Source organism: Pseudomonas coronafaciens pv. oryzae str. 1_6 (assembly GCF_000156995.2).
Lineage (GTDB): Bacteria > Pseudomonadota > Gammaproteobacteria > Pseudomonadales > Pseudomonadaceae > Aquipseudomonas > Aquipseudomonas tremae.
In genome coordinates this window covers 3213251-3238088 of the sequence record NZ_CP046035.1, presented here as the reverse complement: position 1 = coordinate 3238088, position 24838 = coordinate 3213251, and the positions used below count along the sequence as shown (strand labels likewise).

Here is a 24838-nt window from a genome sequence, read left to right as displayed (position 1 = left end):
TCATAAACCCCAGGAAGTAGGTCTCGGTTAAAGTCCTGCTCCGCCAAATGCCTCGTGTCTCATGGCACTGTAAATGGCTGCTCGCTGCTCGGCGCGTAACGATCAGGCCGCGTGTCACGTGGGCTCCAGGCAGCGGGAGCGAGGCAATCATGCCTTGGGGTCTGGAAGGGCGTCAAACGTTTTGTAGTGCTTTTTTTTAATCACTACATATTTGTAAGGTGAGACCGGATAGTCATTAAAAGGCCCGCAAGTGCTGGCTTTCACGCCAGCCCTTGTTACTCAAGCGTTTCGACCTTGACCCGCAATACCATGTCGTTTCGACCCTGCGTTGAATAGCGTTGTGCGATACCTCTCTGGTCAGCAACAGACTGGTCGCTATTGCTTGCAAGGGTGATCCATTCGCCTAGCCTCCCGCTGACCTGACTGTCGGTGCTTTGCACCTTGATGGCGTCGGGCTGTTCCTGGCTCATGCGGTCATGGTTGGTGCTGATATTGAGGTGCACAGTATCGCCGGTCACGCTGGCCGTGACGTAAAACCCCTGAGTCACATTGCGGTACTCGGTGTTGTTCTGCGAATAGCCGTAAGAGTCCGTAGAGGAGGAGGTCAGCGGAACGCTTTGTCCGACCTGAATCAGCGCCGGTGTGCCTTCGCTGGTCTGTACCTGTTGCACGCCGCCCTCGCGGCTGGCAGTGCCATACTCGATAACCTGAGAGCCGCCGCTGCTGCGCATGGCGGTGTCGCTGGTATCGACACTGATCAACAGGCGCTTTGGTGCAGTGTCCAGCTGCGAGATAAGTGCACGAAGCTCTTCGATCTTGCGCGAGTCGGCGTTGACTATCAGCTGGTTGCCATAAGCGCTGACGGTACCGTCTGACCCTATAAGGGATTTGGCCACCGGCAGCAGGTCTGCGCTGGTGCGATAGTTGAGCGGGACCACTTCAGTCGCCGCCAGCGCGCTGGCACTGAATGCGATGAGCAGTGTGACAAGCAAGGTGCGTAAAAGCATGTTCATTCTCCGCGATGGGCGCGTGACACGTGATGCACGCATGCATTACGCATGAGTGTGCCTCTGTGTCGGCCGTTATGGATGCAAACTGAATGGCCAGACGCAAAAACGCCCTGCCTTTTGTCAGTCTGGTATGAGTGATACCAGCCTTCGAAGGGCAGGGCGTCAATTATGTAGTGCTTTTAAAACCGCCTACATGATCCAGGTTCGTTACGCTTCCTGGCGAAGCATATCGACATGGGGCAAACCGGCTTCGAGAAATTCCTTGCTGGTTATCTGAAAGCCATAACGCTGGTAAAACTCCACCGCCTGTACCTGAGCGCTGAGTCTCAACGTGGTGAACCCGCGTTTCTCTGCCTCCAGAAGCACCGCCTCAAGCAACATTTCACCAACTCTAAGGCCACGCCAATCCTTGAGTACTGAAAGACGACCAATTTCACCGCCATTCAACAGGCGTGCTGTACCTATCGCGTAGTCACCTTCGTAGGCCAGAAAATGCACCGCATCGGCGTCTTCGGCATCCCACTCCAGCTCGGCGGGAACTGACTGCTCGACGATAAATACTGACTCGCGTATGCGTCGTATATCGGCGTTGTTTTTCTGCCATTGTGCGGCAGCTACGGTGACTTTATTCATCGGCAAATCCCAGGCTTCCTTGTTTTACGAGTTCGCAAAGCAGATTGCGTCCCTCGTCGTCGGCCAACCATTGGCCGAGGTTTTCGCTGTGCAGCGCGTCGGCAGCGCAGATAAGTTTGAGCAGTTCGCGCAGGCTGCCCGGTAGCAGGCGACTCTGCCCGCTGGCAAATAGTAGCAGATCGTCATCAACCTCCGACCAGGCCAGCCTTGCACTCGGGTTGCGTATGAGTACGGCTCCTTGCTCCAGGCTGTCGAGCAAGTCCTGTTCCTGCAGTTCCGGACCGGTTACCAGCTCCGGATAGCGCGGCTCAGTCATGAACTGACCGAACCAGGTCAGGAGCAGTCGTTCATCACTCATGTGCTCCGTGAGCAGCGCCTTGAGCCGATCAAGTGCGTCATGCTGGATCTGGTGAGGGTCGCTGACCGGCTGCGCATCGGCGTCGGTGTAGCGCTCTTCATCCGGAATGAACTGGCTGAGGAAGTCGGTAAAGTGGGTCAGGACCTCAGCGGCGCTGGGTGCGCGAAAGCCGACCGAGTAGGTCAGGCAGTCATCCACTGCAACGCCGCAGTGCGCCAGGCGCGGTGGCAGGTACAGCATGTCACCTGGCTCCAGCGTCCATTCTTCGGTCTTCTCGAATTCGGCAAGGATGCGCAGGTCCGCGTGCTGCAGCAGCGGGCTTTCGGCATCGCACATCTGGCCGATCTGCCAATGGCGCTTGCCATGACCCTGAAGCAGGAACACGTCGTAGTTGTCGAAATGCGGACCCACGCTGCCGCCGGGCGCCGCATAGCTGATCATCACATCGTCAATACGCCAGCTTGGCAGAAAACGGAAATTTTCCAGCAGCTCGCTGACTTCCGGGACGAATTGATCCACCGCCTGTACCAGCAGGGTCCAGTCGCGCTCGGGCAGTTTGCTGAACTCGTCTTCGGCGAACGGGCCGCGACGCAGCTCCCAAGGGCGCTCGCCGTTTTCGATGACCAGCCGTGACTCGACTTCTTCTTCCAGGGCAAGGCCGGCAAGCTCGTCTGCATCGATCGGGCTTTCGAAGTCCGGCAAGGCCTGGCGGATCAGCAACGGTTTTTTCTGCCAGTAATCGCGCAGGAAAACCCGAGCGCTGATGCCGCCGAGAAGTTGAAGAGGGATGTCAGGATTCATGTGTAAGCCCTTGAAATGAAAACGCCCGGCACAGCCGGGCGTGTGCAATAGTTATGCGTGTCAGATGCGCTTGGCCTGAGCGGCTGCGTTACCGATGTAATTGGCAGGCGTCAGCTTCTTCAGCTCGGCCTTCGCCTCGGCAGGCATGTCCAGACCATCGATAAAAGTCTGCAGCGCTTGCGGGCCGATGCCCTTGCCGCGGGTCAGTTCTTTCAGTTTTTCATACGGGTTTTCGATGTTGTATCGACGCATCACGGTCTGGATAGGCTCGGCCAGAACTTCCCAGCAGGCGTCCAGGTCAGCAGCGATGCGTTGCTCGTTGAGCTCCAGTTTGCTGATGCCCTTGAGGCTGGCCTCGTAGGCAATGACGCTATGGGCAAAGCCTACACCCAGGTTGCGCAGCACGGTGGAGTCGGTCAGGTCGCGCTGCCAGCGAGACACTGGCAGTTTGCTCGCCAGATGCTGAAACAGCGCGTTGGCGATACCCAGATTGCCTTCGGAGTTTTCGAAGTCGATCGGGTTGACCTTGTGCGGCATGGTTGATGAGCCGATTTCGCCAGCGATGGTGCGCTGCTTGAAATAGCCCAGAGAGATGTAGCCCCAGATATCACGATCGAAGTCGATCAGGATGGTGTTGAAGCGCGCAATCGCGTCGAACAGCTCGGCAATGTAGTCATGCGGCTCAATCTGCGTGGTGTAGGGGTTGAAGCCCAGGCCCAGTTCGTCTTCGATGAAGGCGCGTGCGTTGGCTTCCCAGTCGATGTCTGCGTAGGCAGAGAGGTGGGCGTTGTAGTTACCGACCGCACCGTTGATCTTGCCCAGCAGTGGAACTGCCGCAACCTGCTTGATCTGGCGCTCCAGACGGTAAACGACGTTGGCCAGCTCCTTGCCCAGGGTGGTCGGGGAGGCGGGCTGGCCGTGAGTGCGCGACAGCATCGGTACGTCGGCGAAACGTATTGCCAGTTCGCGGATGGCGTCGGCAATCTGGCGCATCAGCGGCAGCATGACGTTGTCGCGGCCTTCACGCAGCATCAGCGCATGGGACAGGTTATTGATGTCTTCGCTGGTGCAGGCAAAGTGAATGAACTCGCTGACCTTCTCCAGCTCGGGCAGCTTTGCGGCCTGCTCCTTGAGCAGGTATTCCACAGCCTTGACGTCGTGGTTGGTGGTGCGCTCGATTTCCTTGACGCGCTCGGCGTGCTCCACGGAGAAGTCTTGAGCCAGCGTGTCGAGGATGGCGTTGGCCTGCGCAGAGAAAGCCGGCACTTCGGTGATCTGAGGGTGAGCCGCCAGGCGCTGAAGCCAGCGAACCTCGACCATCACGCGAAAACGGATCAGGCCGTATTCGCTGAAAATAGGGCGCAAGGCCTGGGTTTTGCCGGCGTAGCGGCCATCAACAGGGGAAACCGCGGTGAGCGAAGAAAGCTGCATGGGATGCTCTCGGACAGTCGGCGACGAAAAGGGGCGCGTATCATACATGAAAAGTCAGGCGGACCGGTGTCCGCCGACCAGCGTAGACAGCGTCGTGCCGGTGGTGGTGAAGGGCCATTGGTGCGCAGCGGATCAGCCGTGCAGCAATGGGTACAGTTCTTTCAATAACTTGCGACGGCTGAATACCAGCTGCCAGCGATGACCGCCAACTTGCCGCCACAGACGAGCGGAGCGGATGCCTGCCAGCAGAATGGCGCGAATCTTGGAGGCATTGTTTGGCTGCTGCAGGTTGCGCATGTCGCCCTGCACGTGGATACGTTGGCGCAATGTGCTCAGGGTGTCCTGGTACAGCGCGCCGGTCGCGGCTATCACGTTTTCATGCGCCACGCCGAAATGTTCGACCTGAGACTGAATCACCGGGATACGCTTGCCGATCACTTCGAGCAGATCATCACGCTTTGCCAGTTGCCGCTCGAGGCCGAGCATTGAAAGGGCATAGCGCAACGGTTCGCGTTGCAGTGTGGCGGGGTCGCGTTCCAGAGCGCTGGCCATGGCGCGATAACCTTCGTGCAGATTGAGGTCGTCACCGCCGTAGACGTCCAGCGTGTCTTTCGGGTTGACTACCAGCAGGCTGCCGAGCATGCAGCTCAGTGCCGCTTCGCTGATCTGTCCGGTCTTGGCGATTCGATCAACCAGCACGGCGGCCTGAAATACTCCGCCCAAGGCAATCAGTTGTTCCTGAATCGGGGTCATCAACGCTTGTCCTTGCTGGTCCAGGGTTCGGCGATTTCGATTACGCCGCCGCCCAGACATATGTCGCCATCGTAGAACACCACGGACTGACCGGGCGTCACTGCGCGTTGCGGGTCGTCAAAAATTGCCCGGTAGCCATCAGCGGTCTTTTCCAGCGTGCAAGGCTGATCGCCCTGACGATAACGAACTTTCGCAGTGAGCCTGCGCGGGGTGCTCAGGTCGACCGGATTGACCCAGTAGATTTCCGAAGAAACCAGTGCGCTTGAAAACAGCCACGGGTGGTCATTGCCCTGGCCGACGATCAATTCATTGGCGCCCAGGTCCTTGACCAGCACGTACCACGGATCATCGCTGGCGTCCTTGAGGCCGCCGATGCCCAGGCCCTGGCGCTGACCGATGGTGTGGTACATCAGGCCGTTGTGGCGCCCGATGACTTCGCCGGTGGTGGTCTTGATTTCGCCAGGCTGTGCTGGCAGGTATTGGCGAAGGAAATCGGTGAACCTGCGCTCGCCGATGAAGCAGATCCCGGTGGAGTCCTTCTTCTTCGCCGTGGCAAGGCCGTGTTTTTCAGCAATGGCCCGTACTTCCGGCTTTTCCAGTTCGCCCACCGGGAACAGCGTCCGGGCGATCTGTTCACCGCCGACGGCATGCAGGAAGTAGCTCTGATCCTTGTTCGGGTCCAGGCCTTTGAGCAGCTCGGTGCGGCCATCGATATCACGGCGGCGCACATAGTGGCCGGTGGCGATAAGGTCGGCACCCAGCATCAACGCATAGTCGAGAAACGCTTTGAACTTGATTTCCCGGTTGCAGAGGATATCCGGGTTGGGCGTGCGCCCGGCCTTGTACTCTTCCAGAAAGTGCTCGAAGACGTTGTCCCAGTACTCGGCAGCGAAGTTGGCCGTGTGCAGTTTGATGCCGATCTTGTCGCACACGGCCTGGGCATCTGCCAGGTCTTCGCGAGCGGTGCAGTATTCCGTTCCGTCGTCTTCTTCCCAGTTCTTCATGAACAAGCCTTCCACCTGATAACCCTGCTCCATGAGCAGTACGGCGGAAACGGAAGAGTCCACGCCACCGGACATGCCGACTATGACGCGCTTCATTTCTGAGTTCGAGGGGGCTGGATCATGCATGGGGATTAAACGGCTGACCTGTAAAAGGACGCGATTCTATCAGGCTGAAGGCGTCGAGTCTCACGCCTTGTCGCGCAGCAGGTCGAGACTGAAATGTTCGCCATTCAGGTAGTCGTCCAGGCAGCGCATTACCAGTTCGCTGCGCCAGCGTGTCTGTTGGGCCAGTAATTCGTCACGTGTCAGCCATGCAGGGCCGACAATCCCGTCGTCCAGCAAGTAGTCGGGGCGGTGACGCAGGGCCTTGGCAGCGAAGCAGATACGCTGGTAGGTCACGCCGTTGCTCGGTGCGGTGTACAGATAGATGCCCACCACGCTGGTCAATTCGACGTCCCAGCCGGTTTCTTCCAGGGTTTCGCGAACCGCCGCGTGCTGCAGGCTTTCATCAGGGTCCAGATGGCCTGCAGGCTGGTTGAGGACCGAACGGCCGCCTTTCATTTCTTCTACGAACAGGAAGCGGCCCTGATCTTCGACGATCGTGGCGACAGTAACGTGAGCTTGCCAGGTCATGATAATGGTCTCTTTAGTAAGGGTTAAGTCAGCCGTAACAGGTCACGCCGAACGCCTTGCGCGCTATTTTGGCTCGAACTGCAGATCATGCCTCAGGGTGCTGACGCAGAAGTCTACAAAAGCTCGTACCTTGGAAGAGCGCCGACGCCCCTCCAGGTAAACAACGTGAACCGGTTCTGGCATTATTTCGAAAGTGTCCAGAACACACTTGAGCCTGCCTTCCTGCAAGTGTTCGCGTATCTGATAATACGGCACCTGGGTCAGCCCCCAGCCCTGCAATGCTGCGCTGATCGCTGCCTGATAGGAGGTCAGGCTTAGCCTGGAGCCGACGTCCACTGAGTAATCCTTGCCATCAATCCGGAAAAGCCAGTGAGGCGAGCGTTCGGCGGTGGTTGTCGAGATTGTCGAATGTTGTCGCAAATCGTCGGGATGCTGCGGGGCTCCGTGCTTTTCGAGATAGGCAGGGGATGCGCAAACCATACGCCGCACGCTGCCTGTCGGGATGGCGGTAAGAGACGAATCGGGCAGGGTACCGATCCTGACCGCCACGTCGACGCCTTCATCGAGCATGGACACCACCCGATCGACCAGAATTGCGCGTATGTCCACCGCCGGAAACCGCTCGAGAAAGCCCGTCATTACGGGCACAACATGCAGCGCGCCGAACATCTGCGGTGCCGTGACCGTCAGCAGGCCGCCTGGAAGCGCATGCAAACCGCCTGCTGCGCTTTCGGCCTCATCGAGGTCGGCAAGCAGTCGGCGGCAATCAGCGGCGAAGCGCTGGCCCGCCTCGGTGAGCCGCATGTTGCGGGTGGTGCGTACCACCAGCAGGATGCCCAGACGACTCTCCAGGCTCGCGACAGCCCGGGTCACCGTGGCGGTCGACAGACCAAAGTGGCGGGCTACTCCGGCAAAACTGGTTTGCTCGGCAAGTCCGGCAAAAAGCGTCATTTCCTGAATACGGTCCATGTCCCGCCTGCTTGCCATGAGAGATGAGAAATCGTATCAGCATTTCATATTTTGAAATGGTGAATTGATTTTTATGGTGATTCTCAATGCTGGAAGCAACGATCAGGATGATGGCCCATTCGCTCAGCCAGTAAGACTTTCATATGAAAAACTTCGGTTCAGCCGACGCTGAAAATGCCGCACCCGGTGTCAGTCGTCGCAAGGTTTTACAAGCGTCAGCGTTAGGCGCTGCTTCTGTTGTCGGGGCATCTTTGGTGAGCGCCGCTTCTGCCAGCAAAAAATATCCATCCAGGGAAAATGCAATGAACACTGATGATGCCTCTCGCGTGACGTTTCACACTCAGCAGGTAGGGAACGTAAATGTGTTCTACCGCGAAGCAGGACCCAAGGACGCTCCAGTGTTGCTGTTGCTTCATGGTTTTCCGAGTTCCAGCCACATGTTTCGTGACCTGATGCCGTTGCTGGCAACTCAATACCGCCTTATTGCTCCTGATCTGCCCGGTTTCGGCAACACTCAGGCGCCGCCGCGTGGGAAGTTCGATTACAGCTTTGAAAACCTTTATAAAGTGATCGAGGGTTTTACCGAAGCGCTGGGGCTGAAGAAGTACGCGCTTTACGTATTCGACTATGGCGCACCGACCGGCTTTCGGCTCGCAGCAGCGAATCCGGAAAAAATCACTGCAATCATCAGTCAGAACGGCAACGCCTACCTCGAAGGCTTCAGTGATCAGTGGGGCCCTTGGCAGGCCTATTGGCGCGAACCTTCGGCGGCCAATCGTGAGGCATGCCGCGCGTCGTTATCGCCGCAAACCATACGTGACTGGCAGTACGGTACCGGGGCTGATCCTGAAAAGCTTTCGCCCGACGGCTACAATCTGGACATTCTGTACATGTCACGACCGGGCGCAGAAGAAATCCAGCTGGATCTTATTCTCGACTACCGCACCAATGTGGCGGCATACCCTTCATTTCAGTCTTACCTGCGCACGTATCAACCAGCGTTGCTGGCTGTCTGGGGCAAGCACGATCCCGCGTTCATACCGCCTGGAGCGCAGGCATTCCTCAAGGACGTTCCGGACGCCGAAGTGCATCTTCTGGATGCCGGTCATTTCGCGCTGGAGACGCATGCTCCGGAAGTTGCCGAATACATCCGCGACTTTCTTTCGCGAGCGCTGAAAGATTGAATCACCTGCGACAGCAGCCTCAACGGGTGGCTGTCGCAGGTATGGATTGAAATTTATCTGTGAATGCAAAAATCCCCGGCACCAGGCCAGGGATTTTTTTGTGCGACGCAGCGCATTTATGGATGCGCTACGCGGTTTGCCTCTTACAGCGCGGCGATGGCCGCGTTGAACGTAGCGCTTGGGCGCATGGCTTTGCTGGTCACATCCGCGTCAGGGAAGTAGTAGCCGCCAATATCAACTGGCTTGCCCTGAACGGCATTCAGCTCGGCAACGATTTTTTCTTCGTTGTCGGTCAGGGTCTTGGCCAGCGGCGTGAACTGCGCTTTCAAGTCCGCATCGTCATTCTGTGCGGCCAGTGCCTGAGCCCAGAACAGGGTCAGGTAGAAGTGGCTGCCGCGGTTGTCGATGCCACCTACTTTGCGCGATGGCGACTTGTTGCGATCCAGAAACTCGCCAGTGGCCTGGTCAAGAGTCTTGGACAGCACCAGTGCCTTCGGGTTGTTGTAGGCGTTGCCCAGGTGTTCCAGAGAGGCTGCCAGGGCCAGAAACTCGCCCAGCGAGTCCCAGCGCAGGAAGTTCTCTTCAACGAACTGTTGGACATGCTTGGGGGCCGAACCGCCAGCACCGGTCTCGAACAGGCCACCACCGTTCATCAGCGGAACGATCGACAGCATCTTCGCGCTGGTGCCCAGTTCCATGATCGGGAACAGGTCGGTGAGGTAGTCGCGCAGCACGTTACCGGTCACCGAAATGGTGTCCTTGCCAGCGCGAGTGCGCTCCAGGGTCAGCTTCATGGCGTCGACCGGAGAAAGAATCTGGATGTCCAGACCGGAAGTATCATGGTCGCCCAGGTACTTGCGCACTTTCTCGATCATTACGCTGTCGTGGGCGCGAGACGAGTCGAGCCAGAAGATCGCCGGCGTGTTGCTGGCGCGAGCGCGGTTGACGGCGAGCTTTACCCAGTCCTGGATCGGCGCGTCCTTGGCCTGGCACATGCGCCAGATATCGCCAGCTTCTACAGTCTGCTCCATCAGCAGCTTGCCCTGGCTGTCGGTGACACGAACCACGCCGTTGCTCTGGATGTGGAAGGTCTTGTCGTGGGAGCCGTACTCTTCGGCTTTCTGAGCCATCAGGCCAACGTTCGGCACGCTGCCCATGGTTGTCGGGTCGAAAGCGCCGTTCTTCTTGCAGTCGTCGATGACAGCTTGATAAATGGTGGCGTAGCAGCGATCCGGGATCACGGCCTTGGCATCGTGCAACTGACCGTCAGTGCCCCACATCTTGCCGGAGTCACGGATCATCGCCGGCATGGATGCATCGACGATCACGTCGCTTGGCACGTGCAGGTTGGTGATGCCCTTGTCGGAATTGACCATCGCCAGTTGAGGGCGGACCGCGTAGACCGCTTCGATGTCAGCCTTGATTTCAGCCTGCTTCTCGGCGGGCAGGGCGGTGATGCGCTCGTACAGGTCGCCGATGCCGTTGTTCAGGCTGAAGCCTATCTGCTTCAGAGTATCGGCGTGCTTGGTCAGCGCGTCCTTGTAGAACTCGTCGACGATCTGACCGAACATGATCGGATCGGAGATCTTCATCATGGTGGCTTTCAGATGCACCGAGAACAGCACGCCCTGCTTGCGGGCGTCTTCGATTTCAGCGGCGATGAAGCTGCGCAATGCCTTGGCGCTCATCACCGAGCAATCGACAATCTCGCCCGCCTTGACGGCGGTTTTTTCTTTCAGAACGGTGGTGGTGCCGTCCTGGGCGACGAGTTCGATCTTGACCGAATTGTCGGCTTCGATCTGGGCTGCCTTCTCGCTGCCGTAGAAGTCGCCGTTGCTCATGTGCGCAACGTGGGCTTTCGAATCAGCAGACCAGGCGCCCATCTTGTGCGGGTGCTTGCGCGCATAGTTCTTGACCGACAGCGGGGCGCGACGATCGGAGTTGCCTTCGCGCAGAACCGGGTTTACGGCGCTGCCCTTGGTTTTGTCATAGCGTGCGCGGGCTTCTTTTTCCGCGTCAGTGGAAGGGTTCTCAGGGTAGTCGGGAATCTTGTAGCCCTGGTCCTGCAGCTCCTTGATGGTCGCCTTCAATTGAGGAACCGAAGCGCTGATATTGGGCAGCTTGATAATGTTGGCTTCTGGAGTGGTCGCCAGTTTGCCCAGCTCGGCGAGATGATCCGGCACTTGCTGATCGGCGCCAAGGGACTCCGGGAAGCTGGAGAGAACACGGCCCGCCAAGGAGATGTCGCGTGTTTCCACGTCGATATCGGAGGTTGCCGTGAAAGCTTCGATGATAGGCAGCAGGGAGTAGGTGGCGAGGGCCGGAGCTTCGTCGGTGAAGGTGTAGATGATCTTCGAGCGGTTGGACATTCGTATTAACTCTCTGTTTTGCTGAACATGCACAAAATCTCGATTCGCGCAGGGTATGCACGTTTGCCCACGGTTCGGCCATGAGCCAGGTCGAGGTTTATTCGCGGTGATGTTGGGTGCGTCAGTCGAGCGTCAAGCTGTCGGGTCAGGTAGCGGCCCGACGCATTTGGAAGGCTGAGGGTCAGATTTCAGACGGGTCAGCCTTGATGACTCTGCGGTCACGGCGCGAGTATATCAAACCATTGGGGCAAGGCATTAATGCTATGCGTGCTATCGAAAAATGAATATCCGCCGTTGGTCGAACGAGCTGCCGACTGAAAAACGGACAAATCTGACCTGGCGGGAGCGAGCAAGGAGCTTGAGGATGGGCGAATGAGGTGAAAAGGCGATGGGTGATCTGGCAGGGGGGGGGTGGCGTCGTTAGTCAAAGGTCGGGCATCCGCGGTGCAATTCCCGCTAATTCGATACCCTGTCGAGTTGCGTCGGTCTAAAAGCCGTCACAATCTCATTGCGTACTGCTGCGCGTGCTGCGAGCTGGATCTGGCGATCCTGGATCCGCTGTGTGAACTATCTCGGCTGTCTCGACTGGTTGGCTTCACGCATGCGCGTGAATGTCTTCGTGTTCATGCTGAAGCGGGGCAAGCGTCTCTATTGCCATTGCCGGTTCGCCTGATCGGGCTGCCGACGCTGAGATATTTACCGCGTGATTCCCTTTCGGGCCTTGAATAATGTCGAAGCTGACCGGTTGACCAGCTTTCAGGGTCTTGTATCCTTCCATCTGGATAGCCGAATAGTGAGCGAACAGATCTTCATCAGGTTTGCCGTCTTCAAGTATGAAGCCGTAACCTTTTGCGTTATTGAACCACTTGACTTTTCCATTAAGCATTGTCATATCCCTCTGCAAAGGACTCCGTCAGGAGTATCATCCACTTCAATCCGCCTCACCAAAAATTTTGGTTGACTGCGCGGACCCTTTTTACCCAATGTGGGCTCTATTGTTTGTAACACCGTTTAGCTGATAGTCAAGGTCATGCGACATTCCATTCAAAAACCGTCCAGACTGCGACTAACGGCTCAATCCGCCCTCACACGAACATTTCTTTCCATGCATGCATTCAGCAAGATTCGACTAACATTCAATCAGGATGGTCCGCAGTCACACGAGGACGACTCGGCAGGCATCGCGGTGCAGGACGCCAAACCGACCCTGCAGGCGCCACCGATGTACAAGGTGGTTTTGTTCAACGATGACTACACCCCGATGGATTTCGTCGTAGAAGTGCTCGAGGTGTTTTTTAACCTGAATCGTGAGCTGGCCACCAAAGTCATGCTGGCCGTCCATACAGAGGGACGGGCAGTCTGCGGATTGTTTACCCGCGACATCGCCGAGACCAAGGCAATGCAGGTCAATCAATACGCCAGGGAGAGCCAGCATCCGCTACTCTGTGAGATCGAGAAGGACGGTTAAACGCCGACCACTTGGGTATGAGGTGAAGCTATGTTAAACCGTGAGCTCGAAGTCACCCTCAATCTTGCCTTCAAGGAGGCACGTTCGAAGCGTCATGAGTTCATGACGGTCGAGCATCTCCTGCTGGCTCTATTGGATAACGAGGCTGCAGCGACTGTCTTGCGTGCCTGCGGCGCAAACCTCGATAAGCTCAAGCATGATCTGCAGGAGTTTATCGACTCCACCACACCGCTGATCCCCGTCCATGACGAGGACCGCGAGACCCAGCCTACGCTAGGGTTCCAGCGCGTTCTGCAACGCGCAGTTTTCCATGTGCAAAGCTCCGGCAAGCGTGAAGTCACCGGCGCCAATGTGCTGGTTGCAATTTTCAGTGAGCAGGAAAGCCAGGCCGTATTTTTGCTCAAGCAGCAAAGCGTGGCCCGGATTGATGTCGTCAACTACATTGCCCACGGGATCTCCAAAGTCCCAGGGCATGGCGAACACCCTTCTGAAGGTGAGCAAGATATGCAGGACGACGAGGGCGGTGAAGCATCTTCCTCAGGCAATCCTCTGGATGCCTATGCCAGCAATCTGAACGAGCTGGCGCGTCAGGGGCGTATCGATCCACTGGTCGGCCGCGAAAGCGAAGTCGAGCGTGTGGCTCAGATCCTGGCTCGTCGTCGCAAGAACAACCCCCTGCTGGTCGGTGAGGCGGGCGTAGGCAAGACCGCCATCGCTGAAGGCCTGGCCAAGCGCATCGTCGACAATCAGGTGCCTGACCTGCTTGCCAACAGCGTCGTGTATTCGCTTGATCTCGGTGCACTGCTGGCCGGTACTAAGTACCGCGGCGACTTCGAGAAGCGTTTCAAGGCGTTGCTCAATGAGCTGCGCAAACGTCCGCAGGCGATCCTTTTCATTGACGAGATTCACACCATCATCGGCGCCGGTGCAGCATCCGGTGGCGTGATGGATGCGTCGAATCTGCTCAAACCATTGCTGTCTTCCGGTGATATTCGCTGCATCGGTTCGACGACGTTCCAGGAATTTCGCGGAATTTTCGAAAAAGACCGTGCCTTGGCACGTCGCTTTCAGAAAGTCGATGTGTCGGAGCCCTCGGTCGAAGACACCATCGGCATCCTGCGTGGCCTGAAAAGCCGCTTCGAGCAACATCACAGCATCGAATATAGCGATGAGGCCCTGCGCGCTGCTGCAGAACTTGCGTCGCGCTACATCAATGACCGTCATATGCCTGATAAGGCAATCGATGTAATCGATGAGGCCGGTGCCTATCAGCGCCTGCAGCCGGTCGAGCAGCGCGTCAAGCGCATTGATGTGCCGCAGGTCGAAGACATCGTTGCGAAGATCGCGCGTATTCCCCCTAAGCACGTCAACAGTTCCGACAAGGAGCTGCTGCGTAACCTGGAGCGTGATCTCAAGCTCACCGTGTTTGGCCAGGATGCCGCGATTGACTCGCTGTCGACAGCGATCAAGCTCTCGCGAGCAGGTCTCAAGTCGCCAGACAAGCCGGTCGGCTCGTTCCTGTTCGCCGGCCCTACCGGTGTCGGCAAGACCGAAGCGGCGCGTCAGCTGGCCAAGGCTCTGGGTGTCGAACTGATACGTTTCGACATGTCCGAGTACATGGAGCGTCATACCGTGTCTCGTCTGATCGGTGCCCCTCCGGGGTATGTCGGGTTCGATCAGGGCGGCTTGCTGACAGAGGCCATCACTCGCCAGCCGCATTGCGTGCTGTTGCTCGATGAAATCGAAAAAGCGCACCCTGAGGTCTTCAACCTGCTGCTGCAGGTAATGGATCACGGTACGCTGACCGACAACAACGGGCGCAAGGCAGACTTCCGCAATGTGATCGTGATCATGACCACCAACGCCGGTGCCGAATCCGCTGCGCGGGCTTCGATTGGTTTCACGCATCAGGACCACTCGTCTGACGCGATGGAAGTGATCAAGAAGAGCTTCACGCCGGAATTTCGCAACCGTCTGGACACTATCATCCAGTTCGGTCGTCTGAGCCACGAAGTCATCAAGAGTGTGGTCGACAAGTTCCTCACCGAGCTTCAGGCGCAACTGGAAGACAAGCGCGTATTGCTCGAAGTCTCCGAAGCGGCGAGAAGCTGGCTGGCGCAGGGCGGTTACGACGCAGCGATGGGCGCGCGTCCGATGGCTCGTCTGATTCAGGACAAGATCAAGCGGCCTTTGGCTGAAGAGATCCTGTTCGGCGAATTGTCCGAGCACGGTGGTGTGGTGCATATCGACATCAGAGATGGCGAAATCACCTTCGACTTTGAAACTACGGCAGAGATGGCCTGACGTCGTTACCTGCTCCGTATCGTTGATTGATGCGGAGCAGGCGACCCAGGCGTCTGTTTCAGACAGACAAACAAAAACGCCCGGCTTATGCCGGGCGTTTTCGTCAATGCCTGATTAACGAGCGCGGTAGGTGATGCGCCCTTTGCTCAGGTCATAGGGCGTCAGTTCTACACGAACCTTGTCACCGGTCAGAATGCGGATGTAATTCTTGCGCATCTTGCCGGAGATATGCGCGGTTACGACGTGCCCGTTTTCCAACTCCACGCGGAACATGGTGTTGGGCAGGGTGTCGACGACAGTGCCTTCCATTTCGAAGCTGTCTTCTTTCGACATGCAGTAAAGCCCTCGGTATACAAATGAGTGGCCCGGTGCAAGTGGCGCCAGGCAAAAGCGGCGTGCATTGTGCCCGAAAAAACCTGTTTAAGCCAAGGGGTTCAATAAAGAGTGACCCATCTTTGATTGGTCAGCAGCTCGATAGGGCGATATTGGGTCTTGTAATTCATCTTTTTGCAGTTTTTTATCCAGTAACCGAGATACACCGCTTGCAGTTCAAGTCTGGCGGCTTCGGCTATCTGCCATAAAATGGCGTAGCGACCCAGGCTGCGGCGCTCTTCGTCAGGTTCGTAGAAGGTATAGACGGCAGAAAGCCCGTTGGGCAGCAGGTCTGTGACCGCAACGGCCAGCAAGCGCTGCTCGACGCGAAACTCGTAGAAGCGCGAAAAAGGCAGGTCTCGAATCAGAAATGTCGAAAATTGCTCGCGGCTGGGTGGGAACATGTCGCCGTCGGCGTGACGCTGCTCGATGTAGCGCTGATAAAGATCAAAGTATTCTTGAGTAAAAACCGGTTTGGCGCTGTGGACCTGAATGTCGGCATTACGTTTCAGGATGCGTTTTTGCTGCCTGTCTGGCACAAACAGCTTCACTGGAATGCGCGCAGGAACGCAGGCGCTGCAATTCTGGCAATGGGGGCGATAGAGATGATCGCCGCTGCGGCGAAACCCCATGTCGGACAGGTCAGCGTAGACCTGCACATCCATAGGCTGGCTGGGGTCCAGAAACAGGGTGGTCGCCTGCTCTTCGGGCAGATAACTGCAGGTGTGGGGTTGAGTGGCATAAAACTTCAGCCTTGCCAGCTCTGTCATGATCGCCGCCTAATGGTAAATCCATACCTGTGAGTGTATGCCAGCCTTTCAAACTCGCCTAGATAACCAGTCCGCGTCGGTCGGCTGGTCGAGGTGCTGCGCGAGGTAGTCTGCGAACTCCCTGCGTGGGATCGAGCGTGCGCCAAGGCTTTGCAGGTGCTGAGTCGGCATCTGGCAGTCGATCAGTACAAACCCCCAGTCAGTCAGGTGCTCTACCAGAGTGGCGAAGCCCACTTTCGAGGCATTGTCTGCGCGACTGAACATCGATTCTCCAAAAAACAGCCGCCCCATCGCCAAGCCGTACAGCCCCCCGACCAGTTCGCCCTGATCCCGGACTTCGACGCTGTGCGCGTACCCGCGACGATGCAGCTCAAGGTAGGCCTCCTGCATTGGGCCTGTGATCCAGGTTTCATTGGCGTAGCTGCGAGGCGCGGCGCACGCCTTGATCACGCTTGCGAAATCGTTGTCGAAGGTCACGCTGTAGCGAGACTGGCGCATCACTTTGGCGAGGCTGCGGGAGACGTGCAGCTCTTCAGGGAACAGCACCGTACGTGGGTCCGGCGACCACCACAAAATGGGCTGGCCGTCCTGAAACCAGGGGAAGCAGCCGTGCCGGTAGGCCTTGATCAGGCGGTCTGCCGATAAATCCCCGCCTGCGGCGAGCAGGCCGTCAGGTTCGCGAAGGGCTTTGTCCAGCGGAGGAAAATCGAGGCTGTTACGGTTTAACCAGGTCAGCATGGCATCACGACTTTGCGGAAGGGGAGGGCGCCCAGGCCTGTCGGTGCAACTCTAAGCGGCAGGCGTGGTCACAAGCGGTTGTCATTATGGCGCGTACGTAGCGCTTTCGGTAGGGCGCTGGCCCGACACAGGTGGCGCTATCGTGAAACTTGCAGGTTGTTGACACAATCACGTCATAAGCCTTTGTCACAAAACGGAATGCATGCTCAAATTGAACACTGCCGGCAAACATGAACGCTTATTCGGGCTTTCACGGGAACGGGATACATCCCAACCCGATTTGACGAGTTTTCGTACAGACCCCGGTATGTGTAAAGCCGTACAATGCCTTTTTTGGGCATTATCATTCAAGCGTCTGGCAAGCGGCCTTCCCGGTGCCTGCGATCCCTGTTCATTCGGGCGCAGGCATTGCTGTTCTGCCGACGTTTTTAGTCAATCAACGAGATGTTCGCGCTCCAGCGCAGGAAATAAAGCGTTTTGAAGAAATCCACACCAGCACCCAGCGCTGTCCCGCTTTGGCGGCAGCAACTGCACTATCGGCTCAAGGAAGGGGCTCTGATAGCCTTTGGCGCCCTTTGCCTGTACCTGATGATGGCGTTACTGACCTACGATCAGAGCGACCCTGGCTGGAGTCACACCAGCAGCAATGCTGCTCAGGTCCAGAATGCCGCTGGGCGCGCAGGGGCCTTCTGCGCCGATATCCTGTTCATGGTTCTGGGCTATTTCGCCTATATTTTTCCATTGCTGCTGGCCATCAAGGCCTGGCAGGTCTTCCGGCACCGCCATGAACCCTGGCAGTGGAGCGGCTGGCTATTCTCATGGCGCCTGATCGGGCTCGTTTTCCTGATTTTGGCGGGCGCAGCGCTGGCGCACATCCATTTTCATTTCTCGGCCGGTTTTCCAGGGTCTGCGGGTGGGGTGCTGGGTGAAGTACTGGGCGATCTGGCCAAAAAGGCCCTGAACATACAGGGCAGCACGCTGTTGTTCATTGCCCTGTTCCTGTTCGGTCTGACGGTATTTACCGACCTTTCCTGGTTCAAGGTCATGGACGTCACCGGCAAGATCACCCTTGACCTGTTCGAACTGTTTCAAGGTGCTGCGAACCGCTGGTGGACGGCCCGCGCCGAACGCAAGCAGATGGTTGCCCAGTTGCGCGAGGTCGATATGCGTGTAAATGACGTCGTGGCGCCTGTCGCCCCCGACCGTCGTGAGCAGGCCAAGGCCAAGGAGCGCCTGATAGAGCGCGAAGTGTCGTTGAGTAAGCACATGACCGAGCGCGAAAAGCACGTGCCTGCGGTCATAGCGCCAGCGCCGTCAAAGCCTGTCGAGCCCAGCAAGCGTGTACTCAAGGAAAAACAGGCGCCGCTGTTCGTAGACAGCGCCGTCGAAGGCACCTTGCCGCCGATTTCGATTCTCGATCCTGCAGAAAAGAAGCAGCTCAACTACTCGCCCGAGTCTCTGGCGGCGGTCGGGCATCTGCTGGAAATCAAGCTCAAGGAGTTTGGTGTCGAGGTGTCCGTGGACTCCATTCATCCAGGCCCGGTCATCACGCGTTACGAGATCCAGCCGGCTGCCGGCGTGAAGGTCAGCCGCATCTCCAATCTGGCCAAAGACCTTGCCCGTTCACTGGCCGTTACCAGCGTTCGTGTGGTCGAGGTAATCCCGGGCAAGACCACCGTGGGTATCGAGATTCCGAACGAAGACCGGCAGATCGTGCGTTTCTCCGAGGTCTTGTCCACGCCGGAGTACGATAACGCCAAGTCACCTGTGACCCTCGCTCTGGGGCATGACATCGGCGGCAAGCCGGTGATAACCGATCTGGCGAAAATGCCGCACCTGCTTGTTGCCGGTACGACCGGTTCCGGTAAGTCGGTGGGTGTGAACGCCATGATCCTGTCGATCCTGTTCAAGTCCGGCCCGGAAGACGCCAAACTGATCATGATCGACCCGAAAATGCTCGAGCTGTCGATCTACGAAGGCATTCCGCATTTGCTCTGCCCGGTCGTGACCGACATGAAGGACGCTGCCAACGCCTTGCGCTGGAGCGTTGCCGAGATGGAGCGACGTTACAAACTGATGGCCAAGATGGGTGTGCGTAACCTTTCTGGCTTCAACCAGAAGGTCAAGGATGCGCAGGATGCCGGCGAGCCGCTTGCCGACCCGCTGTACAAGCGCGAAAGCATTCACGATGAAGCGCCGTTGCTGACCAAGCTGCCGACCATCGTGGTGGTGGTGGACGAGTTTGCCGACATGATGATGATCGTCGGCAAGAAGGTTGAAGAGCTCATCGCACGTATCGCCCAGAAAGCCCGTGCAGCCGGCATTCACTTGATCCTCGCGACCCAGCGTCCATCTGTGGACGTCATTACCGGTCTGATCAAGGCCAACATTCCGACGCGAATGGCATTCCAGGTATCGAGCAAGATCGATTCGCGGACCATCATCGACCAGGGCGGTGCCGAGCAATTGCTGGGCCATGGTGACATGCTGTACATGCCCCCCGGCACCAGCCTGCCGATCCGTGTACACGGCGCGTTCGTTTCCGACGAAGAAGTGCATCGAGTCGTCGAGGCCTGGAAGCTGCGTGGCTCTCCGGAGTACAACGACGATATTCTCGCAGGCGTGGAAGAGGCCGGTAGCGGCTTTGACGGCGGCAGTGGCGAGGGCGGCGAAGACAGCGAGAGCGATGCCCTTTACGATGAAGCTGTCAAGTTCGTACTTGAAAGCCGTCGAGCTTCTATCTCGGCCGTGCAGCGCAAACTCAAGATTGGCTACAACCGCGCCGCCCGTATGATCGAGGCCATGGAAATGGCTGGCGTGGTGACATCGATGAACACCAACGGCTCGCGTGAAGTTATCGCACCTGCTCCTATGCGCGACTGAGTTGTACCATCCCGGATTACGGCTGCAGCGTGCATTGCGCGTTGCCGCATCATCTTCGACACAATGAGGAATCCCATGCGTCTTATCCGCATGCTGTTGGCCACCGCACTGACTTTTTCCGTAATCTCCGCCCACGCTGACAGCAAGGACGTGGCACGCTTGACTCAGCTGCTGGAGAAATCCCAGACCCTGACCGCGCGTTTCTCGCAACTGACTCTGGACGGTGGCGGTACGCAGTTGCAGGAGACCACAGGTGAAATGGCCTTGCAGCGTCCTGGCCTGTTCAACTGGCACACCGATGCACCACAAGAGCAACTGATGGTCTCCGACGGCAAGAAAGTATCGCTGTGGGACCCTGACCTGGAGCAGGTCACCATCAAGAAACTTGATCAGCGCCTGACCCAGACCCCGGCACTGCTGCTTTCAGGTGACGTGTCGAAGATCAGCGAAAGTTTTGATATCACTGCGAAAGAAGCGGGTGGCGTGATCGACTTCGTGCTCAAGCCCAAGACCAAGGACACGCTTTTCGACAGCCTGCGTCTGTCGTTTCGCAACGGCATCATCAACGACATGCAGTTAATTGACAGCGTAGGTCAGCGGACCAATATCCTGTTCACCGGCGTCAAGGCCAATGAGCCGATTGCCGCCAGCAAGTTTCAGTTCCAGATTCCCAAGGGCGCTGATGTCATTCAAGAGTAATAGGGCCTATTCCTGATCATGGATCTGTTCAGCCGCGAACCGATAGCTCAGCCCCTGGCTGCACGTTTGCGTGCTACCAACCTGGACGAGTACGTCGGTCAGGAGCATGTGCTCGCACACGGCAAGCCGCTGCGCGAAGCGCTTGAGCAGGGTGCATTGCACTCGATGATTTTCTGGGGGCCGCCGGGCGTGGGCAAGACTACCCTCGCAAGGCTCCTGGCCAAGGTTTCGGATGCTCATTTCGAGACTGTTTCTGCCGTACTGGCGGGGGTCAAGGAAATTCGTCAGGCGGTGGAAGTTGCCCGGCAACAGGCCGGGCAGTATGGCAAACGCACCATTCTGTTTGTCGATGAAGTACACCGTTTCAACAAATCTCAGCAGGATGCATTTCTTCCATACGTGGAAGACGGCACGCTGATTTTCATTGGTGCGACCACCGAAAACCCATCGTTCGAACTCAATAACGCGTTGTTGTCCCGAGCCCGCGTTTACGTACTCAAGAGCCTCGACGAGGCGGCGCTGCGCAAATTGGTAAATCGTGCCCTGACCGAAGAGCGCGGTCTGGGCCGGCGCAGGCTTACCCTGAGCGACGAAGGTTTCGCGATTCTGATGTCTGCTGCCGACGGTGACGGTCGGCGGATGCTCAACCTGCTGGAGAACGCCTCCGATCTGGCCGAAGATGGCAGCGAGATCGACATAGAATTGTTGCAAAGCCTGCTGGGCGACAGTCGGCGCCGTTTCGACAAGGGCGGTGAGGCTTTTTACGACCAGATATCGGCGCTGCACAAGTCGATACGTGGCTCTAATCCCGATGCGGCCCTGTACTGGTTCGCACGCATGATTGACGGTGGGTGCGACCCGTTGTATCTGGCTCGTCGCGTGGTACGCATGGCCAGCGAAGATATCGGCAACGCCGATCCGCGAGCGCTGCCGCTGTGCATGTCGGCCTGGGATGTTCAGGAACGCCTGGGCAGCCCTGAGGGCGAATTGGCCGTCGCGCAGGCGATCGTGTACCTCGCTTGCGCGCCCAAGAGCAATGCGGTTTACATGGCATTCAAGGCTGCAATGCGGGAGGCGGGCGAGCACGGGTCTCTGGAGGTTCCGCTGCATTTACGCAACGCACCGACCAAGCTGATGAAGCAGTTGGGTTACGGTGAAGAGTATCGTTATGCCCATGACGAGCCGGACGCCTACGCGGCAGGCGAAGACTATTTTCCGGACGATCTGGAGCCGCGTCAGTATTACCAGCCGGTGCCACGTGGCCTCGAGCTGAAAATCGGTGAAAAGCTCAGACATCTGAACGCGTTGGACAATGCGAGTCCTCGCAAGCGGAGAAAATGATGTTTCAAACCATTCTTGCTGTGTCGGTTGCCGGTATCGCTGGTACATTATTGCGCTTCGCCACCGGCACCTGGGTCAGCGCCAACTGGCCGCGGTATTTCTATGCTGCAACGCTGGCGGTCAATATCGTCGGCTGTTTGATCATTGGTGTGCTTTACGGCCTGTTCCTGTTGCGTCCGGAAGTACCCGTCGAAATTCGTGCCGGCCTTATCGTCGGCTTTGTTGGGGGTCTCACGACCTTTTCATCCTTTTCACTGGATACGTTGCGCCTGCTTGAAAGCGGGCAATTGCCGCTAGCCCTGGGCTATGCCGGTATCAGTGTATTCGGCGGGCTGCTCGCGACCTGGGTTGGCCTGTCCCTGACCAGACTTTGATAGACGAGAGAACGATATGCTCGATTCCAAACTGTTACGTACCCAGCTTCAGGACGTAGCGGATCGCCTGGCCTCCCGTGGCTTTACACTGGATGTGGCGCGCATTGAATCGCTGGAAGCCCAGCGCAAGGTGGTGCAGACCCGCACCGAACAGTTGCAGGCCGAGCGCAATGCCCGTTCCAAATCCATAGGCCAAGCCAAACAGCGCGGTGAAGACATCGCGCCGTTGATGGCGGATGTCGAGCGTATGGGTAACGAACTGAGCGAAGGCAAGGTCGAGCTGGACGCCATTCAGGCTGAACTGGATGCGCTGGTGCTCAATATCCCGAACCTGCCTCACGAATCGGTGCCGCTGGGCGCCGACGAAGAAGGCAATGTTGAAGTACGCCGCTGGGGCACGCCGACTGCCTTTGATTTCGAGGTCAAGGATCACGTTGCGCTAGGCGAAAAATTCGGCTGGCTGGACTTCGAGACTGCCGCCAAGTTGTCCGGTGCACGTTTCGCGCTGTTGCGTGGCCCGATTGCGCGCCTGCACCGTGCGCTGGCGCAGTTCATGCTCAACCTGCACATCAACGAGCATGGCTACGAAGAGGCCTACACGCCTTATCTGGTGCAGGCTCCCGCGCTGCAGGGCACAGGCCAGCTGCCGAAATTCGAGGAAGACCTGTTCAAGATTTCGCGCGAAGGCGAAGCCGACCTGTACCTCATCCCGACGGCTGAAGTGTCACTGACCAATATTGTGTCGGGCGAGATTCTTGATGCCAAACAGCTGCCGCTCAAGTTCGTGGCACACACACCTTGTTTCCGCAGTGAAGCAGGCGCATCGGGTCGCGACACGCGCGGGATGATCCGCCAGCATCAGTTCGACAAGGTCGAGATGGTCCAGATCGTCGCCCCGGACGATTCGATGGCCGCCCTGGAGTCGCTCACCGGCAATGCCGAGCGTGTTCTGCAACTGCTGGAGCTGCCTTATCGCACGCTGGCGCTGTGTACCGGCGATATGGGTTTCAGCGCGGTGAAGACCTACGATCTGGAAGTATGGATTCCTAGCCAGGACAAGTACCGCGAGATATCTTCGTGCTCCAACTGCGGCGATTTCCAGGCGCGTCGCATGCAGGCGCGCTGGCGCAACCCGGAAACCGGCAAGCCGGAACTGGTTCATACACTCAACGGTTCGGGGCTGGCGGTGGGGCGGACACTTGTTGCAGTGCTGGAAAACTATCAGCAGGCCGATGGTTCGATTCGCGTGCCGGAAGTTCTAAAGCCGTACATGGGCGGTATTGAGGTCATCGGTTAAATGGAATTTCTGCCGCTGTTCCATAACCTGCGTGGCAGCCGCGTGCTAGTGGTCGGCGGCGGCGAGATTGCCTTGCGCAAGTCTCGCCTGATCGCCGATGCCGGAGCCGTATTGCGCGTAGTCGCGCCGGAAGTAGAAACCCAGTTGCGCGAACTGGTGGCGCAAAGCGGTGGTGAACTGATCCTGCGTGGTTACAGTGAAAGCGACCTTGATGGCTGCGTGCTGATTATTGCCGCAACAGACGACGAGCCGCTCAACGCCCAGGTTTCCCACGATGCCCGGCTCCGTTGTGTTCCGGTCAATGTGGTGGATGCTCCGGCGTTGTGTACCGTGATCTTTCCGGCCATCGTCGACCGTTCGCCGCTGGTCATTGCAGTGTCCAGTGGTGGGGATGCGCCGGTCCTGGCGCGTCTGATACGGGCCAAGCTGGAAACCTGGATCCCCTCTACGTATGGTCAACTGGCCGGGCTCGCCGCGCGTTTTCGCCATCAGGTCAAAGGGCTGTTTCCCAACGTGCAACAGCGCCGGGCCTTCTGGGAAGAGGTTTTCCAGGGCGCCATCGCTGATCGCCAGCTGGCCGGGCAGGGCGCAGAGGCCGAGCGCATGCTGATCGCCAAGATCGCGGGTGAGCCGCCAGCGGAAACAGGTGAGGTCTATCTGGTCGGCGCCGGTCCAGGTGATCCAGATTTGTTGACGTTCCGTGCCTTGCGCCTGATGCAGCAAGCGGATGTGGTGCTGTATGACCGCCTGGTGGCGCCGACCATTCTTGATCTGTGCCGCCGCGATGCCGAGCGTGTTTACGTGGGTAAGCGTCGTGCAGAGCATGCGGTGCCTCAGGAGCAGATCAATCAGCAACTGGTTGCGCTGGCCAAGCAGGGCAAGCGGGTTGTGCGCCTCAAGGGCGGTGACCCGTTTATCTTTGGCCGTGGTGGCGAGGAAATCGAAGAGCTGGCAGCCCACGGGATCCCGTTTCAGGTGGTGCCGGGTATCACGGCTGCCAGCGGTTGTGCCGCGTACGCGGGTATCCCGCTGACGCACCGCGATCATGCCCAGTCTGTGCGCTTCATCACTGGCCATCTTAAGAATGGCACGACCGATCTGCCTTGGTCCGATCTGGTGGCGCCCGCTCAGACGCTGGTGTTTTACATGGGGCTTATCGGTTTGCCGATCATCTGCGAACAGCTGATAAAGCACGGGCGATCCGCCGACACCCCGGCGGCATTGGTCGAGCGCGGCACCACAGTCAATCAGCGCGTGTTCACGGGCACTCTGGCTGACTTGCCGCAAATGGTCGCCGAACATGAGGTTCACGCACCTACGCTGGTGATCATCGGTGAGGTGGTCAAGCTGCGTGAAAAGCTGGCCTGGTTCGAAGGCGCTCAAGCAACACTCTGAAGCTGAAGCGGATAGCCCGCCCGGGCTATCCGCTTTGCCAGCAGGCTACCTG

General features: G+C 57.9%; 22 protein-coding genes. 9 read left to right on the top strand and 13 right to left on the bottom strand.

The annotated features are described in order from the left end of the window. Positions 1–275 precede the first annotated feature (275 nt). From POR16_RS14505 to POR16_RS14470, 8 genes are all read right to left on the bottom strand, one after another. Positions 276–1013 carry a secretin N-terminal domain-containing protein gene (locus POR16_RS14505; protein WP_005892676.1) on the bottom strand — a complete coding sequence of 246 codons (738 nt, stop codon included), beginning with the start codon at positions 1011–1013 and terminating at the stop codon, positions 276–278. Positions 1014–1217: 204 nt separating this feature from the next. Beyond that, the gene (locus POR16_RS14500) at positions 1218–1643 is read right to left on the bottom strand and encodes a GNAT family N-acetyltransferase (RefSeq protein ID WP_005892679.1); all 426 of its coding nucleotides are present in this window, start codon (positions 1641–1643) and stop codon (positions 1218–1220) included. Further along, positions 1636–2802, bottom strand: a complete 1167-nt coding sequence (locus POR16_RS14495; protein ID WP_005892681.1) for a ribosomal protein uL16 3-hydroxylase — start codon at positions 2800–2802, stop codon at positions 1636–1638. Before POR16_RS14495 ends, POR16_RS14500 begins: the two co-directional genes overlap by 8 nt. A gap of 60 nt (positions 2803–2862) precedes the next feature. Further along, positions 2863–4233: an adenylosuccinate lyase gene (purB, locus tag POR16_RS14490; protein WP_005892683.1), complete on the bottom strand. Its 1371-nt coding sequence runs from the start codon at positions 4231–4233 to the stop codon at positions 2863–2865. A gap of 132 nt (positions 4234–4365) precedes the next feature. Beyond that, complete coding sequence (gene hflD, locus POR16_RS14485; protein WP_005892684.1) at positions 4366–4986, bottom strand: high frequency lysogenization protein HflD; 621 nt, start codon at positions 4984–4986, stop codon at positions 4366–4368. Further along, the gene (mnmA, locus tag POR16_RS14480) at positions 4986–6116 is read right to left on the bottom strand and encodes a tRNA 2-thiouridine(34) synthase MnmA (RefSeq protein ID WP_024670035.1); all 1131 of its coding nucleotides are present in this window, start codon (positions 6114–6116) and stop codon (positions 4986–4988) included. The genes hflD and mnmA overlap by 1 nt, the downstream gene beginning before the upstream one ends. A gap of 60 nt (positions 6117–6176) precedes the next feature. After that, positions 6177–6623: an NUDIX hydrolase gene (locus tag POR16_RS14475; RefSeq protein WP_122381261.1), complete on the bottom strand. Its 447-nt coding sequence runs from the start codon at positions 6621–6623 to the stop codon at positions 6177–6179. 63 nt (positions 6624–6686) lie between these two features. Continuing rightward, positions 6687–7592: a LysR family transcriptional regulator gene (locus tag POR16_RS14470; RefSeq protein ID WP_005892691.1), complete on the bottom strand. Its 906-nt coding sequence runs from the start codon at positions 7590–7592 to the stop codon at positions 6687–6689. 302 nt (positions 7593–7894) lie between these two features. Here POR16_RS14470 and POR16_RS14465 point away from each other — a divergent pair, with 302 nt between their 5' ends. After that, positions 7895–8776, top strand: coding sequence for an alpha/beta fold hydrolase (locus POR16_RS14465; RefSeq protein ID WP_042932491.1), 882 nt, complete (start codon positions 7895–7897; stop codon positions 8774–8776). Positions 8777–8919: 143 nt separating this feature from the next. Here POR16_RS14465 and POR16_RS14460 read toward each other — a convergent pair whose 3' ends face one another. Further along, positions 8920–11145 (bottom strand): NADP-dependent isocitrate dehydrogenase, encoded by a 2226-nt coding sequence (locus POR16_RS14460; protein WP_005892699.1) that lies wholly within the window; start codon positions 11143–11145, stop codon positions 8920–8922. A gap of 595 nt (positions 11146–11740) precedes the next feature. Continuing rightward, positions 11741–12031 (bottom strand): cold shock domain-containing protein CspD, encoded by a 291-nt coding sequence (cspD, locus tag POR16_RS14455; protein ID WP_005892701.1) that lies wholly within the window; start codon positions 12029–12031, stop codon positions 11741–11743. Positions 12032–12250: 219 nt separating this feature from the next. Here cspD and clpS point away from each other — a divergent pair, with 219 nt between their 5' ends. Together clpS and clpA are read left to right on the top strand one after the other, a co-directional pair. Further along, positions 12251–12613 (top strand): ATP-dependent Clp protease adapter ClpS, encoded by a 363-nt coding sequence (gene clpS / locus POR16_RS14450; RefSeq protein ID WP_004884680.1) that lies wholly within the window; start codon positions 12251–12253, stop codon positions 12611–12613. A 30-nt stretch (positions 12614–12643) separates the two neighbouring features. Beyond that, a complete protein-coding gene (gene clpA / locus POR16_RS14445) occupies positions 12644–14917 on the top strand; it encodes an ATP-dependent Clp protease ATP-binding subunit ClpA (protein WP_024670029.1) in 2274 nt (757 codons plus the stop codon). Between the two features lie 114 nt (positions 14918–15031). Here clpA and infA read toward each other — a convergent pair whose 3' ends face one another. The 3 genes from infA to aat all read right to left on the bottom strand — a co-directional run bounded on the left by infA (position 15032) and on the right by aat (position 16797). Further along, the gene (gene infA / locus POR16_RS14440) at positions 15032–15250 is read right to left on the bottom strand and encodes a translation initiation factor IF-1 (RefSeq protein ID WP_002553999.1); all 219 of its coding nucleotides are present in this window, start codon (positions 15248–15250) and stop codon (positions 15032–15034) included. A gap of 101 nt (positions 15251–15351) precedes the next feature. Then, positions 15352–16059 carry an arginyltransferase gene (locus POR16_RS14435; protein ID WP_005892717.1) on the bottom strand — a complete coding sequence of 236 codons (708 nt, stop codon included), beginning with the start codon at positions 16057–16059 and terminating at the stop codon, positions 15352–15354. 48 nt (positions 16060–16107) lie between these two features. Further along, complete coding sequence (gene aat / locus POR16_RS14430) at positions 16108–16797, bottom strand: leucyl/phenylalanyl-tRNA--protein transferase (protein WP_005892720.1); 690 nt, start codon at positions 16795–16797, stop codon at positions 16108–16110. A gap of 477 nt (positions 16798–17274) precedes the next feature. Between aat and ftsK the strand changes: the two genes are divergently transcribed. From ftsK to cysG, 6 genes are all read left to right on the top strand, one after another. After that, the gene (ftsK, locus tag POR16_RS14425) at positions 17275–19680 is read left to right on the top strand and encodes a DNA translocase FtsK (RefSeq protein ID WP_024670027.1); all 2406 of its coding nucleotides are present in this window, start codon (positions 17275–17277) and stop codon (positions 19678–19680) included. Positions 19681–19755: 75 nt separating this feature from the next. Beyond that, positions 19756–20379: an outer membrane lipoprotein periplasmic chaperone LolA gene (lolA, locus tag POR16_RS14420; RefSeq protein WP_005892726.1), complete on the top strand. Its 624-nt coding sequence runs from the start codon at positions 19756–19758 to the stop codon at positions 20377–20379. Positions 20380–20397: 18 nt separating this feature from the next. Further along, positions 20398–21720, top strand: a complete 1323-nt coding sequence (locus tag POR16_RS14415) for a replication-associated recombination protein A (protein WP_005892728.1) — start codon at positions 20398–20400, stop codon at positions 21718–21720. Then, the gene (gene crcB, locus POR16_RS14410) at positions 21720–22094 is read left to right on the top strand and encodes a fluoride efflux transporter CrcB (RefSeq protein WP_005892730.1); all 375 of its coding nucleotides are present in this window, start codon (positions 21720–21722) and stop codon (positions 22092–22094) included. The genes POR16_RS14415 and crcB overlap by 1 nt, the downstream gene beginning before the upstream one ends. Before the next feature lie 16 nt (positions 22095–22110). Continuing rightward, a complete protein-coding gene (serS, locus tag POR16_RS14405) occupies positions 22111–23391 on the top strand; it encodes a serine--tRNA ligase (protein WP_005892733.1) in 1281 nt (426 codons plus the stop codon). Continuing rightward, complete coding sequence (gene cysG / locus POR16_RS14400) at positions 23392–24786, top strand: siroheme synthase CysG (protein WP_024689660.1); 1395 nt, start codon at positions 23392–23394, stop codon at positions 24784–24786. Positions 24787–24838 lie beyond the last annotated feature (52 nt).